This window comes from Microcoleus sp. LEGE 07076, from assembly GCF_015207455.1.
GTDB lineage: Bacteria > Cyanobacteriota > Cyanobacteriia > Cyanobacteriales > Microcoleaceae > Microcoleus.
Genome location: NZ_JADEWV010000039.1, coordinates 1 through 16,092 on the forward strand (window position 1 = coordinate 1; position 16,092 = coordinate 16,092).

Annotated in this window: 15 protein-coding genes; 6 read left to right on the forward strand and 9 right to left on the reverse strand. The window is 44.5% G+C overall.

The genetic code is table 11. The annotated features are described in order from the left end of the window. Positions 1–1,859 (reverse strand): NACHT domain-containing NTPase (locus IQ270_RS09125; RefSeq protein ID WP_193972903.1); only part of this gene is annotated, 1,859 nt, incomplete at its 3' end. A 291-nt stretch (positions 1,860–2,150) separates the two neighbouring features. Between IQ270_RS09125 and IQ270_RS31855 the strand changes: the two genes are divergently transcribed. From IQ270_RS31855 to IQ270_RS09135, 3 genes are all read left to right on the forward strand, one after another. Then, positions 2,151–2,285, forward strand: coding sequence for a hypothetical protein (locus tag IQ270_RS31855; RefSeq protein ID WP_255532395.1), 135 nt, complete (start codon positions 2,151–2,153; stop codon positions 2,283–2,285). Between the two features lie 171 nt (positions 2,286–2,456). Then, positions 2,457–2,729, forward strand: coding sequence for a hypothetical protein (locus IQ270_RS09130; RefSeq protein WP_193972904.1), 273 nt, complete (start codon positions 2,457–2,459; stop codon positions 2,727–2,729). Continuing rightward, positions 2,726–3,094, forward strand: coding sequence for a clan AA aspartic protease (locus IQ270_RS09135; protein WP_193972905.1), 369 nt, complete (start codon positions 2,726–2,728; stop codon positions 3,092–3,094). Before IQ270_RS09130 ends, IQ270_RS09135 begins: the two co-directional genes overlap by 4 nt. Here IQ270_RS09135 and IQ270_RS09140 read toward each other — a convergent pair. Beyond that, the gene (locus IQ270_RS09140) at positions 3,087–3,356 is read right to left on the reverse strand and encodes a helix-turn-helix domain-containing protein (RefSeq protein WP_193972906.1); all 270 of its coding nucleotides are present in this window, start codon (positions 3,354–3,356) and stop codon (positions 3,087–3,089) included. The genes IQ270_RS09135 and IQ270_RS09140 overlap by 8 nt on opposite strands. Positions 3,357–3,408: 52 nt before the next feature. Here IQ270_RS09140 and IQ270_RS09145 point away from each other — a divergent pair, with 52 nt between their 5' ends. After that, positions 3,409–4,539: an Rpn family recombination-promoting nuclease/putative transposase gene (locus IQ270_RS09145; protein ID WP_193972907.1), complete on the forward strand. Its 1,131-nt coding sequence runs from the start codon at positions 3,409–3,411 to the stop codon at positions 4,537–4,539. Between the two features lie 241 nt (positions 4,540–4,780). Here the strand turns inward: IQ270_RS09145 and IQ270_RS09150 are convergent, their stop codons facing one another. The 6 genes from IQ270_RS09150 to IQ270_RS09175 all read right to left on the reverse strand — a co-directional run bounded on the left by IQ270_RS09150 (position 4,781) and on the right by IQ270_RS09175 (position 10,735). Continuing rightward, positions 4,781–5,068 carry an NfeD family protein gene (locus IQ270_RS09150; protein WP_193972908.1) on the reverse strand — a complete coding sequence of 96 codons (288 nt, stop codon included), beginning with the start codon at positions 5,066–5,068 and terminating at the stop codon, positions 4,781–4,783. A 1,019-nt stretch (positions 5,069–6,087) separates the two neighbouring features. Next, positions 6,088–6,555: a GNAT family N-acetyltransferase gene (locus IQ270_RS09155; protein ID WP_193972909.1), complete on the reverse strand. Its 468-nt coding sequence runs from the start codon at positions 6,553–6,555 to the stop codon at positions 6,088–6,090. Continuing rightward, on the reverse strand, positions 6,552–7,184 hold the full coding sequence (locus IQ270_RS09160; RefSeq protein WP_193972910.1) for a type I restriction endonuclease: 633 nt from the start codon (positions 7,182–7,184) through the stop codon (positions 6,552–6,554). The genes IQ270_RS09155 and IQ270_RS09160 overlap by 4 nt, the downstream gene beginning before the upstream one ends. 36 nt (positions 7,185–7,220) lie before the next feature. Beyond that, positions 7,221–8,270: a DUF1611 domain-containing protein gene (locus IQ270_RS09165; RefSeq protein WP_193972911.1), complete on the reverse strand. Its 1,050-nt coding sequence runs from the start codon at positions 8,268–8,270 to the stop codon at positions 7,221–7,223. A 363-nt stretch (positions 8,271–8,633) separates the two neighbouring features. Further along, entirely contained in the window at positions 8,634–9,440 is an 807-nt protein-coding gene (locus tag IQ270_RS09170) for a Uma2 family endonuclease (RefSeq protein WP_193972936.1), read from the reverse strand. 224 nt (positions 9,441–9,664) lie between these two features. After that, entirely contained in the window at positions 9,665–10,735 is a 1,071-nt protein-coding gene (locus IQ270_RS09175) for a dipeptide epimerase (RefSeq protein WP_193972912.1), read from the reverse strand. Between the two features lie 146 nt (positions 10,736–10,881). Between IQ270_RS09175 and IQ270_RS09180 the strand changes: the two genes are divergently transcribed. After that, the gene (locus IQ270_RS09180; protein ID WP_193972913.1) at positions 10,882–11,322 is read left to right on the forward strand and encodes an NADAR family protein; all 441 of its coding nucleotides are present in this window, start codon (positions 10,882–10,884) and stop codon (positions 11,320–11,322) included. 499 nt (positions 11,323–11,821) lie between these two features. Here IQ270_RS09180 and IQ270_RS09185 read toward each other — a convergent pair whose 3' ends face one another. Further along, complete coding sequence (locus IQ270_RS09185) at positions 11,822–12,541, reverse strand: hypothetical protein (protein ID WP_193972914.1); 720 nt, start codon at positions 12,539–12,541, stop codon at positions 11,822–11,824. Between the two features lie 878 nt (positions 12,542–13,419). On the opposite strand from IQ270_RS09185, the gene IQ270_RS09190 reads away from it, so the two are divergent. Further along, on the forward strand, positions 13,420–15,993 hold the full coding sequence (locus IQ270_RS09190) for a protein-arginine deiminase family protein (protein WP_193972915.1): 2,574 nt from the start codon (positions 13,420–13,422) through the stop codon (positions 15,991–15,993). Positions 15,994–16,092: the final 99 nt, after the last annotated feature.

Here is a 16,092-nt window from a genome sequence, read left to right on the forward strand (position 1 = left end):
GCATTAAATAAATCCCAATAAAAATACCTACATTCAGATATTAACCTAGCCGTAAAAATACTTTTTTTAAAATCTTCACTTGACAAAGTTACAATATCTTTTCCTAAAGCAACAGCGTCAAGCATTTTTATACTCATACTTGTCCAATTCCAATGAGATATTTCTATAGCTGCTAAGTTAGATTTTCGATCTATCCAGTGAATAATTTCGCCTACAATAGTGATGTCTCTTTGTATTTCTATAACTTTGATATTAATAAATTCAAGATGAGTGCTAGAGTCTTTCAGTATTTCAATTGTCAGCAAAAATATTTCTTTCCACTGCCTCTCTGTAATGTGATTTACGAATTTTTCTAGCTCGGATAGCTTGCAAAACCGCTTCGCTACTAAATACTCTTGAAACGTCAGGTGCGAAAACGACCAAACCTTCTGTGCCCTCTCAATCAACAATCCATGCTGCTTTTCCATCGCCTTCAAAACCACCCCACTATCCCGCTGCCCAATCCCCAAAAACTCCGCAATATATCCCTCAATTTCCGCCTGCTCAAATAGCACATATTGCTCTTGCTCAAACTTCTTCACTGCCAAAAAGCTCAATAACTCCAGCTTCCGCTCTACCGACAAATCACGATAAATCTCATCCCGATCGATCTCCCGCGACTTGTCCCACCGCTCCAGTAGCAACTCTAAGCCATCTTCATAAAGCTCCGATCGCTTCGAGCAAAACTTCCCCGTCTTGTAAAACACCGCACAGGTCAAACTCAGCAAAATCGGCGTAATTGTTAACTCCCGAATCGGCTTATTCGACTCTAAAAATAGTTGTTCTAAAAACTCCTTTGTCTTCGCAAGTCCCGCCGACTCATCCCCCATCACCGTCTTAAACCAATGTTCTGAAAACAATTGCACCTGCGTTTCATTAAAATCCGCCACCTCCACAAACTGAAAGCGTAGAGATTTCCAGTCCATTTCGCCAGTAAAACTCTGCGTTCGACAGGTCACAATTACTTGCACCTGCGGATAGTCACGAGCAAACTTCTTAATTTCCTCGGTGATCTTCTTCCCATTGCCCCCCGTCACCTCATCTAACCCATCCAGCAGAACCAGCACCCGACCTTGCTTGAGTAAGGTTTCTGCATCTGATAACTTCCAACATTTCTCTAGATAAGGCTTTAGGGTATAGGAAACCTCACGTCCATCCCTCACAAAATCCCGCAGCCTAATCAAAAACGGAATCCGGTGCGCTTGTAAATTCCCTGCATTGCACTCCGTTACCCCTCGTTGCAAATATGTCGTTTTGCCCGAACCCGGTTTGCCCACCACCATTAGGTTTGTATTCTTCGCCAGCACCTCTAAGCCTGACACTCGTTCCTGTTCCTTGCCCAAGCCAATGCGATCTAAACCTCGATGGCTGGGATTGTTCATGAAATCTTGTGACAAGTCATGGATTTCCGACTTACGACTACTACTCAGTTCCTCCAGAATGTTGACATCCACAAACAACTCACCCAGCGGTACCCAACTATCCATCCCCCAAAGTGGCATAGTGCCGTGCAACCGTTGAATGTCATCGTGGAGGCGCGATCGTACCTGCTGAACTAACGCATCAATATTAGAGTCTTTGTTTTGCACTGGTTCTGCTGCTTCTGGCTCAGCAATGTCTTCCCACTTTAGCCCTAGCTTTGTGCATACATCCATGAAAACATCGCAATCAATTGGGTTGCCTTTGAGCAAACTCCAGATGGTTTGTCGAGAACAATCCACAGCACCAGCCAGGTAAGTTTGTCCTCCTTGTTTTCGTTTCAATGCTTTTCGGATGTCTTTAATACCTTGTGTAGAAGCTTGGAGTGTTCGCCGTGCCATTAACAAACCTAGAAGTTTATCCTCTCAATTATGGCAAATCTGACAAGTTTGACAAGTCTGACAAGTCTGACAAATAGTCAAACACTTACTCTGACCATGCTTCGGAGCCTTTTTGAAACGATGTAAGAGTCGATTTCAAACTACTCCTGATGAAACTGTCCAACAAAAAGAAATGGCTGAAAGTAATCGAATTTGCAGTGGTTGGCTTTGCGACTTTGTGCGATCCAACAGCAGGCGGGTTACTGTTTCTGCTCAAGCTGTGCTTTCTAGGCCTGACAACATTGCAGAAAGATGATCCGACTGAAACAGACTAATGACAAACGGACAAAACCGCGTTTGTGCGATCGCCAGCAATTCGATCGAGAGCCAGCCATCACGAGGCGATCGCTTCCTCATACTCCAGTTAAGTCTACCAAGGAGCAATAGTTAAATTAGTCTCACGATTTGTAGGTGCGATCGCTCGTCAAACTATCGAGCGATCGCCCGTTTATTGCGATCGAAGTAATTCTCATCCTGACGCTAAAGCTGCTTCAGAATTTCGATTTTGCACTAGGATAGAGAAAGCAGCCGAGGAACTTTAGCTAGGAACTTACTTTTATGACTCATCCCACCCTTAGCCGCGAAGAAATTGCTCAGCGTGGCAAAGAGATATACCAACAACGCATCCGTACCCATATTGAAACAACAGAGAATATCGGTAAAATCATCGCGATCGATCTCAATACTGGTGAATACGAGATTGACAAAGATTTGCTAGCAGCTTGTCATCGCCTGCAAGCCAAACAGCCTAATACCATCACTTGGGCAGAGCGCATCGGTTATGATGCTGTATACGCAATCGGTGGAACATTGGTTAGGACAGCATTGTGATTAATGGAATAGTTGTTGGGCTTCAAGCACGCATGGGAATTATTCTCTACCCTCCGGGACGTGCAGAAATAGAAATCGAATGTGTTATTGATACAGGCTTTGAAGGGTTCTTAACTTTGCCGCCTACTGTAGTTACAGAGCTTCAGTTACCTTACGTTGCACCAATTAATGCAAATTTGGCTGACAACTCCCGCATCGTAACCAACGTTCATCAAGGCACGATCCTTTGGAATGGGGTGGAGCAAGTGATTCCAGTTTTAGCAATGGGTCGTCGTCCTCTCATCGGGACAGCACTTTTAGAAGATTATCATCTTAGTATTGATTTTTGCGAAGGAGGCATCGTACTGGTAGATGACATCATGTAATTTCTGGATCGAGTCGATTGAGGAAAATCAGTAGCTTGTCCTCGCTAAACTGTTGAAACTCTCCGTTCATTAAATGAGATACTTCTAGCTGTGCAATGCCAAGAAGTTGACTAACTTCGCGTTGTTTCAAGTTGCGTTGTTTCAGGATACGGATTACTTGAATCCCGATTTTGCCTCGCATAAAAAGTTCATCTGCATCCTGGAATCCAAGGTCAGCAAATACATTACCGCTGCTTTCTTCAAAAATCGGTTCTTGTGTCATAGTTCTCTCTTGACATGGTATAGTACCAATCTTCGATTCCCATCGACAACTGATGAAAACAGACACCATTTTCTACAGCCTGTTTCAAGAATTTCCCCGCTTTTTCTTTGAACTAATCGATCGCCCTCCAGACGAAGCCGCCGCCTATGAATTCACCTCCCGCGAAATCAAACAACTCGCATTCCGCATCGACGGCTTATTTCTCCCCAAAACCGAAGCACCGGAAAAACCCTTTTACTTAGCGGAAGTTCAGTTTCAACCCGATCCCGACTTGTACTACCGCATCTTTGGCGAACTCTTTCTCTATCTGCGACAATACAAACCCGTCAATCCTTGGCGCGTGGTTGTCATCTATCCCAATCGTCGCATCGAACACGAACAGATGCTGCAATTTCAGGAGCTCCTAACCAGTCAGCGTGTCCAACGGATTTACCTCGATGAATTGCCAGAAGCAGCCGATCAATCGCTGGGAGTGAAAATTGTTAAACTGGTAATCGAGCCAGCAGAGACAGCCGCAGAGCAAGCACGGCAATCGATCGCCCTGGCCCGACAACAGTTATCCGATCCGATCGTTCTACGCGATTTAATCAACCTCATCGAAACAATTATCGTCTACAAACTCCCCCAAAAAAGCCGCGAGGAAATTGCCGCCATGTTGAATTTAAGCGAACTCAGACAAACTCGATTTTATCAGGAAGTCAAGCAAGAAGGTTTAGAAGAAGGACTCGAACAAGGTGAATTGCAGGCGAAGTTAGAAGCCATTCGTCGCATGATCGCGTTTGGAATGAATTTAGAGACGATCGCCCAATTATTAGATTTGTCTCTCGAATTTGTGCGGCAAACAATTAACAAAATCCAACGGGAATCGATGTCACTACCCGAACAAAATATCGACTCGTTTATCGAACTCTTAACTCAGCAGCGATCGCTCTTTTCGGCCGCACAATTAACGGAACTAGCGCAGCTAATTGAACCATTATCCGACGAGAGCGATGTTCTTGCAGCAGCGATTTCATCCTGGGCTGAAAATTACCCTGCAATTGGGGAAGCTCGATCCAAACTGCTCGAACCAATACCGCCAAGTAACGCATCAGAAATAGCAGCAGAAAGCCCAGAAAGTAGCGAATCTCCAATGGGCGATCGGCTTAATAAACAAGCTCTCAAAAATGCTATTTTATTGTAGCGCAGAACAGCTTACCTCTTTTATGATTCGGCGGTTGAAACCGCTACTACACAAACAAAGCCCACCTCCGCGGGCTAAGAAATAAAGAGGGTTTTTAAGCTAAATTGCAAGGCTCTTGTAGGGGCAATCCCCCCGTGGTTGCCCCTAGCCCTAGGCATAGTGCGTCTCTAAAAAACAGAATAGTCAGAGCCCCGACTTCTTTAAGAAGTCGGGGCTCTAAGGTTATGAATTACTTTCTGGTTTAGTCGGCGGGAGCGAGGGAAACTAAGAGAGTGATGTTGTCAACGCCGATGACATAAACCGTGTCTCCAGGTGTGAGGGTGATTTGGCGATCGCACCGTGCGGGCCACCAGCTACCTTGGAAGCGGACGCGACCTGTTTGATTCGGGTAAATCGATTCATCGACGACTGCTTCTTCGTTGAAATAGTTAAAGTTGGTGTTGACGTAATTTTTGAGTAACATATTGTTAGCTGCGCTGTATCCTTGAGTGGAAAAAATTGAACCGAAAGCTTTTACTACGTTGAACATTTTAGTGACTCCTTTTGTGTTAAAATATATGGATGTGTAATTGTCTTTCTGTGCTATTTGATCAGCTGTATTTGCTTGGCTTGAGATTGATTGGCCTGATATTTCATTGTTCTTGTCTGTGGTGCTTCCATCAGGATAAAAGGCAAAAAATTTTTGAAATATTGAAGGCATTTGAGCAGCGGTTGCCGGGAGTCTAAATCGACTAATTCCGAAGTATTGAATTAAGAATTTAGCGGTTTTGTCCTTGGCTGGATTTGCCTCAAGATTAGATGTTGTTAGCTACATTAGCGCTTGGTTGATTCCGCATTACTGTTGCTTTGAAGATGTTTTATTTTTGCGTTGGCTTTTTTGACTCGGTTGTGATTCGTTTGCTTTACACTTACTAATTTGCCACGAGTCGAATGTCTGTGGTGCGATCGCCCTGACACTTTCGGGCTCCGGTACTGGCACAGGACACTTGTGTCCCGATAAACAACGATTTATCAGTATTTTCAGCCTATGACTCTGGCCGCTAGCTGTGCCAATTGAGCAAAGTGGACTACCGCCAGCGGTGAATTTTGAGTTTACGCAATGTCGATCGGCAAATCCGGAATATCGGTACATATCTAGTGCGCGAGTCACACCATCGCCGATAAAATACCGTTATGGGCTTGTAGTGAGGGCCCAACTCCTCTCTCGTCTGATCAATACCCAAGTCCGATCGGAACTCACATCTTGCACCATTCTCGCTCGCACAGGCTGTCCGGCCTCTTCTTTCAAAAATTAAATTTTCTTGTGGGATGGGCGGGAGAGCCCGTCCGTGAAAGGCTAGTTGAGAATGGTGCAAGATATCCGATCGGAACCGATTTTGCGTACTTAGTCATCAAAAATGCACGCTGAGACTGACGCAGACCTCACGAAGCCGTAGGAGTTTTAGATCCGCAGAGTTCGATCGCACCCTGCAATCGCAATTATTCAACAAGTCAAACTTAAAATCAATTCATAAATTCAGCATCTTAAATTCATAAAAGTCATAATTATCAAAAACTTTCTTGATACTGCATAATTGTTACAGGAACTCTGAATAAAATTTTAGCTAACTGAGACAAACCGAACTTGAATTTAAGCGACTGCGGCAAATCTTCCACAGGAACTTCTAGGAACCCAAAGCGACTGTAAAATGATGCGAGTCGCTTTCCCAAACATTCTAAATATAGCGGTTTCGTAGCTTGTTGAATTAAATATTGTGTCAGGTAGCTTCCCAAACCTCGATCGCGCCAATCCTTCGCCACCACCAAACTACCCAACTCTTGCGCGCCCGTAAACTTCCGCAACTGGCCGCAAGCAGCCAATTTCCCATCACATTCGATCACCCAAAATTGCTCCCAGCGCAACTGAGTCGGATCGAGTTTGGCGCTCCAAACTAACTTTCTAATTGATTTGATATCTTGCTCCGACGCTTGGCGGATTCTGCATTCTTGGGGTAAGGAAACAGAACTTGCAATCATGAGTTATAGCTGGAAACTACAGCAGCGATTCGTTTGAAAATGCGGAAAACTTCGTAAAAGTCCTGGCCGCGATCGATTACGAACTCATAAGATAAAGCGTACTGCGGAGTATCTTGTTTAACCAATTTAATGAATCTGAAGTTGCTGCCATTTGTCAGCATCCCAAAAGTTGGTCTGTCAGGATTGGGGTTACTCAGCATATAAAATAGCAATTGGGGAAGTCCCGCATCAAGGGAGTATTGAGCTCGCTTAGCTTCGATCGCCACAACCCAAAAAGATTCAATTAAAAGCAGAATATCAATGCTGCCTCTGACCAGTATACCTTCATCCAAAGTCAGAAGTTCCACCGATTTTTCGGACTCTATGTGAAACGGAGTTAGAAAAAAATCTGCTAAAAATAGCAAAGGAGCTAGTACCACCATTTTCACGGTATCTTCTATCATGGGGTACTCGGCACTGTTAGTATAGCCAACCTTTATTTTGTCTAGATATCGCTTTTCTTCATCAGTAATTTCAGGTAAATCGTCAATCCATTCTCGGAAAAATTGCTCGTCTTCAGCAAGTTGGAAGTTAAATTTTGTTTTGACATCGCGCAGTGTCAGTGCTTTTGCTTGAATTGATTGTGTCATAACTTTGCATCTTCAATTTAAATTTATTCTAGCATACTAATCGTCGATCGCCCTTAACAACACCTCCGCGCCAAACCGCACCGGATCGGTACAAAGCAATCCCGTTTCCGCTTGAACTTCAGCTATTGCTAACAGCGCATCTGCCTCATTTAAGTGGTGAGTATTAAGAGCGATCGCACACACTTTTGTCCCAACAAAAGCACCCGCAGCAGCAGCCACCATTTCGTACAATTCAACCACTTTCAACAAACTAGGAATCGATACGTGAGGGTGATTGCGAATGTGAGTTTGTCCGGCTCGGTGGGCTAAAATTAAGTGACTTGGCTGCGCGCCCCGCAACAGCGGCAGAGTCGCCGTCGAACCCGGATGCAATAGCGAACCTTGCCCTTCTACGTGCAGAATATCGCATTCAGTACCCAGTTTAATCACCGCTTGTTCGATCGCACCAGCAGCAAAATCCACTCGCACAGCATCCAAAGCAATGCCTTCATTTCCAATCATTAAACCCGTTTGTCCGGTTGCTAAAAATCTCGAACGCAAACCCCGCTGCAAACAAGTGCGATTGAGTTCCAAACTGGTTGACATTTTGCCAATGCTCATATCTGTACCGACAGTTAACACGCGGCGACAGCTTAATTTAGCAGCGGCCGCAGAGGCGATCGCCCCAACAGACTTCGGTTCCTGACGCACATCCCAAATCCATTGATTTTCGGTTAACGGAACCGTTATCAAAGGTGCAAGTTTCGCGTGCAAACCGTTGACAACCGACAAACCTGCTGCTACCGCTTGATTAATTTCTGGCAGCCATTCAGCCGGCAAAACACCGCCGGATGGAGCAATACCAATTAGCAGAATATCCGGCGAAAATTGCAGCGCTTCTGCAACAGAAGCAACTATGGGGACTTGTTGGGGAATGCCAGTTAATTCAGATAAAGATTGTCCCGAACATTGGCGGTCAATTACTGCTACAATTTGTGCTTCGCTGTAGCGCAAAAATGCTAAACCAGTTTTGCCGGAAGTACCGAGAATTCCCTCGTGCAACAAGATAGCAACTTTGCCATTTTTGATGGGATAGTTTTTAGTCATTGGTTCACTTTTGAAATTTACGATTGGAGATTTTAGATTATAGCCAAAATCTCAAATCAATTGAGTATTAGATCGTGTTGGATCGAGATAATACAAATAAATCGTTTGTAGTGAGGACTTTAGTCCTCAAATTTATAAGGACTAAAGCAGGGCTGTTTCATTCTCAAGAAAACGATGATTTTGTAGGGGTAGTGCCCCGTGCCTACCCTCCCCATTCACGATTTTGTAGTTGTTTCAGACATAGGGGCAGCCACGGGGGGCGGCACCTACAAGAGAATGAAACAGCCCTGGGACTTTAATCCTGATTACAAACACTTTTTATTTCGGTAATTGAGCCGACATCATATTAAATCCGATTGGGGATTACTGGTTTAAAGCATTCGGATCTTCTCCCAACTCTCGCAATCTGGCCTCTAGTCGCGAGGCTCGCTGGCGTTGCTGTTCTGCTTGCTGTTGAGCAGCTTCGACTTGCTGTTGAGCAGCTTCGACTTGCTGTTGAGCAGCTTCGACTTGCTGTTGAGCAGCTTCTTCCGGTAACAGAATTAGATTGCCCGATTCGTCGAAAAAACGCACCCAAGTTGCTGTTTCTCGATCGACAATTCCGTCCCAAGTCCCCAACCAAAAGCCCAAACTTTGACTCCACAGCCAGCCATGCTCGTTGGGGACTAACGGTTGATAGCGTTGATTGTTATCTAAATGCCATCCCTGCAAAGAATTCGGATCGAAAGGATCGAAAACAAAGTAATCTGGAGTTCTAAAAACCTGCTCGTAAATATCCTTTTTTTTGCCTGTATCCTGATTAGCCGTTGATGGTGAAAGCAGTTCCACAATGATATCCGGGTAACGTCCGTTTTCTTCCCAAACTACCCAGCCTTGTCGGGAAGTATTGCCGTCAACACCCAACACAGCGAAAAAATCCGGGCCTCGATAATCCCGATTGCGAATCTGTTGGGCACTGAAGTAGATAAACATATTGCCACCGACAAAAAAATCGTTCCGGTTAGCTAAACCTTGTTCTGCCGAACGGATTAAAATAGTCATTGCTATGCGGTGGCGGTTGCTTTCCATTTCTGCACCATCATCAAAAATTAAATCAGTGGGCGGCTTGTGTGCTTCATAGAAAAGCTCTGCTTCTATATGAAGTTGCTCTGCAATTGATTCTACTGCCATCATACTATCTCCAGATTTATTTTGAGCGAAATTCATGGTTTTAAAACCCCCGTTTTTAGGTTGAATATTTTTAGGGTTGACTGTAAATCCCCATCCTGAAAACCTCGCACTTCCTCTATCAACTGTCAACTGTAAGTAATGTGCGTCGCTGTGCGATGGTCGATTTTTATTTGTGATGGTTGGTGGCGAGGCACCCTACAACTGTCAACTGTTTAACGATACTTCTATTCTACAAGGTCAATTGGCTGCACTCCCAATCCCGATCGCCCGTTTGGCATCAAACACCCATTTTCGATGCTTGCACCCGTAAAAGGATCGTCAATTAAATTCAAGTGACTGTCCAAATCCAAGTAATCAGCGAGGGGCGAAAGTTGGGCTGCTGCTGTATTTGCGATCGCACTATCGGAATAGCACCCGAACATCACTTGCAAACCACAAGCTTTTGCTGTGTGAATCATCCGCATTGCTTCAGTTAATCCGCCTGACTTCATCATTTTGATATTGATGCCATGTACGCAGGGCGCTAACTTGGGAATATCGGAACTATTAAAGCAACTTTCATCAGCAAAAATTGGCAGCGGCGATTGACGGTACAGTTCCGAGAATTCAGCCAAATCTGCGACTGGTGACAGCGGTTGTTCGACATAATTTATGTTATATTTTTCCAGCCAGCTACACATTTCTACTGCTTCTTTCAAATTCCAGCCACCGTTAGCATCTACACTGATTTGAATGTTAGCCTGCGCTTCCTCCAGGACTGCTATTAGCATAGCTTTATCGGCTTCAATTCCTTCAGGATTGCCCAACTTAACTTTGACAGCGCGGTATTTGATATTTTCGGGATCTTTGCCAAACCAATCGCGAACTCTTTCCCTCGCACTCGTCGGCGAATTTATGCCGATGGTGACGGATGTGGGGACAATGCGCGATCGATCTAATCCCCACATTTTCCACAGCGGCAAGTCTGCTTTTTTGCCCAGCCAGTCGTGCATTGCCATGTCGATGCCGGCGCGGGCGGCCGAGGGTAACTCGACTTCTGTGAATAGTTGTTCAATTTTTTGGCGATCGCACGGACTAAACTTTTCTAGTAGCGGTGCAACTTCCTGCAAAGCTGCTAGCAGAGTTTCGGTAGTTTGGGGCTTAGAACCTGTGGAAAATGGCGAAGCTTCTCCCCAGCCTTCGATGCCTTCGTGTTCGATTTTTACCCATAAATTAGTAGTTTGGGCTGTTGTACCGCGGCTGATCGTAAGCGCAAACCGCTTGCGGACAGTGAAGGTGTGAATTTTAAGCTGCATAATTAATTATAAGTAGTGGATGGCAGGTAAAAGACTTTTACTATTTTACTAAAAATTTGTAACAAACCCAATTGCCACTTGTTGATTGTGGCATAATTATAGGTAGTATAATATCCGCCCTAAATCATAAAATATCAAAAGATATTATGACAATTTACTTTTACAGCACTCGCGGCGAATACGGCAGTTTCTCTAACTTTTCCCGTCACGGATTCGAGTTAGACGGAGAATACTGGCCGACTACCGAACATTATTTTCAAGCACAAAAGTTTCTCGAAACGGAACACTGCGACCAAATTCGCCAAGCAAAAACGCCGAAAGATGCAGCAGAAATGGGGCGCGATCGCTCTCGCCCTCTCCGCAAAGATTGGGAACAAGTCAAAGACGATATCATGCGAAAAGCTGTACTCTGCAAATTTGAAACTCATGCCGATATCCGCGAAATTTTACTCGCTACCGGGGATGAAGAAATAGTCGAAAATGCACCGGGAGATTATTATTGGGGTTGCGGGAAAGATGGCAGCGGCAAAAATATGTTGGGACACATTTTAATGGAAGTTAGGGATATTTTGTGTAGGTTGGGTTGAAGAATGAAAACCAACTTCGGGCCTGTTGAAAGTTGGGTAACGCTGCGCTCAACCAAACCTACGAATAATCCGATCGCACAATAAAACAGGACTTATTTTATAGTAAGTCCTGGGAAGCTGCTAAGTGAGCATTTTCTCAATTTTGTTAAACACTGAACTCAAAAACCTACTTGACAAACTGTCCAATTCTGTGCCAATCTCCTCAGACTGTTCTAGTAGAGGGTTTAGCCTCTCCTCGGAGACTGCAAAGCAGGGGAAACGGTAAAAACCCTGCACCACTTGTTTTTGTTTTAACCACTAAGGTCAACTGGAATTAACTTTTATCGTCCTAATTACAGCATTGTTCGCCAGTCGCTTTCCTGACACCGTTCTCCTAAGGTTGGCGATTCACAGGTAAAACAGCAAAACACCTGTTCTGGTTAACATTTGTTTGTTATTAATGCTGCATTTTTCTATTGTGTGCGATTTTGAGAGAATGTGAGCTGTTGTACAGAATTCTTTACATTTTTTGGATTTGTTTTGGCACACTCGTATCGATTTGTCGCAATCGCTGTTGAATGCGGTTGAATTCTTTTTCTTCTTCTGGGAGCAAGGTATTCTCGATCGGCGATCGCATATCCCACTGCAATTCTGACAATAACAGCAAACAACCGGCCATAATTATGCCTGTGGTTAGATATTGCCAAGGAGCAACAAAAGTTAATAGAGGAATGCTGAATAAGTGAGTTAGTCCGATCGCGATAAAAGTGCGCGATCGCAAACCCAAACCAGTCAACACATACCCGACCGCGCTTAAACCCAACCACAAATCGCACAGGTGCAGCAGCAAACTTCCCCAACCGGTAAAAATGCTGTAATCAGTGATTGCCAAACCAGCGATCGTCAAAATCGCCCAAGAGTAAAGAATCCAGCTAACTCGCTCGACTCTTACCCAAAACAAAGTCAAAACCGCCATGATCGCAGTGCCAATTAGAGTCAAAGTTGACCACATAATCGCCTGAAAGCTCCAACTGATCGGAAAAAACTGAGCCGTAAAAAAAATCCCTCCCGTCACCAAAGCCCAAAGCAGAAAAGTTTGGTCAATGCGGGTATAAAATCCTGAGAAAAGAGTAATATTTCCGACTTGCCAGCGGAGGCGCAACAGGCCTGCGAGGTCTTGTACGTCGAGATGTTGTTGTTTGCAGCGGATTAGAGGTTCACAGGGGTTGAAGAAGGTCATTCGGTGTGAGGGCGAATATTCAGTTTTCCGTATTTTAACAAAACTTCACCCATATTTTTTACATTTTTTCTCATTTTTTCTGGTTCCCAAACTCTGTCTGAGGATATATATCTGTCCGCTCTGCCTTCTGTGGTACTGATTTTGCGTAGCTCCAATATACGTCAAATTTAAATTACAAAAAAAATAACGTATAGCCTTTCGAGCGTAACATCAGGTGCTCTCCTAGGCATAGGCTAGGAGTGGGCATAGGCTAGGAGTGGAAGTATCCCGGATACCTCACAACGCGATCGAACCGCTATATATATGACAATATAATTAACCACAAAAAAATGAAAGCAAATCCAGGGGGCGAAATTGCCCCAGCAGAAGTCATGGGTACCGACCAGCTAATTTCTGATTTGTAGGAGATTTTAGAGCAGCAAAGTGTTATTTTGAGTGCAGAGTGCCGGATGGGTAAAACCTCGGTAATTAAGAAAATGCGATCGCCAGCTAGCTCAGACAAATTACAGATTTATCGCGCCTGATAAAATATTCGATCGTCCTGAGAGTTTTCCCTGGACAGTATTTAAAGATGTCGAAGAGTATTTAAGCCAGCCGTTTTAATCGCAGTTTAAGCAATACTTGGCAAGGAATAAGCTGTTGCGGGATTTAAATTTTGGTCGCAATGTTTTGACAGTGCAGGAAGCTGGAAATGGTGGACTGGGGATTCCTGATTGACTCCGACAAAGAAACCAGGTTTTTCGCTTAATCTATTAACAACTACGAAACATTTTCGTAAAAAACCCGGTTTCTGGGCCTCATGCGTAAGTTTTTAGAATTAAATTTCCCATTTATCCCAATATTAGGTAAAATCATTTGGGTGTCTGAGGATAAACTATATGCAGTTAGTTAAATATATTACGATCGCCATTGTCAATGCTTTCGGTGTCGTCATCGGTATTATTTGGGTTGCTGTGCCCGCAACAGTGGCTCAACCTTCCCTCCACTACCAACTCGCACTCTCAGGGCGACAGTCAGACGGCGACACTCCGCAATCGCTCCCGGAACTCTACAAATTGCGCGATCGCCTCAAAGTAAAATTAGATAATCTTGCGAAAAATCCCGACAGCAGCCTGTTTTCCCCACAACATTATTGGAACCGCCAGCAATCGGAAAATTTGGCACAGCAACTCCAAAACGCTCAAATTCAGATTCAAACCGAAGAAAGAGCTAAAAATAATTGGGAAGACGCTGCTAAAATAGCCGCCAAAGCTGTCGTAATTGGACGCACTTCTCAAGCTTCTCCTGCTACTTGGGAAGAGTCACAACGCCTGTGGGAAATGGCGCTAAACCACCTGCGACTCATTCCTCGCGATTCTTTTTTGGCCGAGCGGGCGATCGACAAAACCATCGAATATCAAGGAAACCTCACTGTCGCTACCTACGAATGGCAAGTAGCACGTTCTCAAGAGAAAATTAGAGCCGAGGAAGAACAAGTAAGAGAGCTAGCCAGAAAAGAGCAAGAGAAAAAAGAATTCGCCCGCCGAGAAATACAGAGAAAAGAACAAGAGAAAAAAGAACTCGCCCGCCAAGAACGAGAAAAGCAAGAATTAGCCCGCCAAGAATTAATCCGCCAAGAACTAGAAAAACAAGAACTCGCCAGACAAGAATTAATCCGCCAAGAACGAGAAAAACAAGAACTCGCCCGCCAAGAATTAGAAAAGCAGGAATTAGCCCGCCAAGAACTCGCCCGCCAAGAACTCGCCCGCCAAGAATTAGAAAAGCAGGAATTAGCCCGCCAAGAACTCGTCCGCCAAGAATTAGAAAGAAATCAGCAAGCAACTCCTCAACCAACTCCTGAATCAACCGCAACTGCAACTCCCGCCCCTGTAGACCTCGCAGCCTCGCCGACCAACTTCTTCTTTGCGGGAGATACTAACAGAGACGGCGAAATTAATCAACTAGACGAAGCCGGAAAAGAACAATGGTCATTGTCTAGCGGGGCGCTAATTGCATTTAACGATCCCAAGAACGATCGCACAAAAATAGCCGCTTGGAAACAAACCAAAGTTAGCGTCCCCCGCCGCGCAGCCATGCTTTCTCAAGTTAACTTAACTTTGTCTGAAAACTTCAAAACCTCTCAATTATTTATCACTGCTGATAGTATCGCCAGCCCTCATATCAACGTTTTCCAGAAAATCGGCGATGGATGGCAAGCTGTAGATATATCCGGTACAAAACCCCTAGTTTTCAGCACGAATATTGTTTTAGGTGTCGAAGCTAAACAATTTGCCGATCGCAATTGGAGTGGCAAAGTCAATCTCAAAGCAACTGCCGAAAACAACGGTCAACAAATCGCCACCACCACAATCCAAATGGGTGTCAGTCCTTGGATAATACCAGCCAATACCGCACCAGTAACAGAAGTTCAAGTCAGCGACAGAGGGGCCGCCAACAGTGAATTTATCTCGCAACTAAAACAAGCAGTAGAACCCACAGGCGCTCGAATAAAAATCATTCAGGGCGACAATGCTTGGATGCAAAATATTCAGAAAAACGGCTACGTTCAACTTCCCGATAAATCCGAGCTGCGTCAATTTAATGTAGCCATAAAAAGCAATCTGGAACCAGACCAAAACCAGCAGGCTAAATCAACTCAACAGCGGGATTTGAAAGTGTTTAAAGTTGGCAGTGTTCGGTCTTTAGACCCTGTTAATCAGTGGTCGGACGGATACGGAAATTTGCAAGTAACGCCACCGATTCCCGGATACCCAATGGGTCGAGTTTATTACGGGAATTCGGGGAATGTTAGTTTTAATCCAGAGGTACTTGATTTTATTCAAGCCCAAAGAATTCAAGGCCCCCCGGTGGATATTGATACTTCTTGGCTTTTGACTCGTCAAGTCGATGAAATTATCAATTTTATTCCGAGTCAAACTTCAGGAAAATATGTAATGGCGATCGTCAGTCCAGAAGCAGGAGTTAGACTATTGGAAGAATTGGCAGGAAAAGGTTACGGCGATGTTACGATAAATCGCGGTTTGAGCAATGAAACTACAGTCAGCGCCGCTTTGAAAAATCAAGCTTTAATTCAACATAATCTCAATTTGCAAAAGCAGAAACTCGATCCGATTTTAGAAAAGTTGAAAAGAGAGTTTTCCCTCGCAGACGACCAAATTATTCAAGTTCCAGCCATGTTTGGCTACAGCGGTTATGCTTGGTGGCCGAATATGGTCAATTCGGTACCTGTCAACGGCAAGTTGTTAGTTTCCAATCCACGCGGGGCGATGATTGACGGCAGAGATTACACTCAAGAAAGATTGCGCCAACTGCTAATTCCGGGTGGTGTTAGTGTTAGTTTTCTGGATGATAGGTATTATCAAGAATTGAAAGGAAACGTGCAGTCGGCGACGAATACTCTGAGGAAGCCAGAACCGCAGCCTTTTTGGCAGTCTTTGCCTAATAATTATTAATCGGGAATTGGGAGTTGGGAATTGGTAATTTGTAGGGGCGGGTTTCACCAACAATACTCGCCTGTAACGAACAATCTCATAAACCCGCCCCTACCCAAC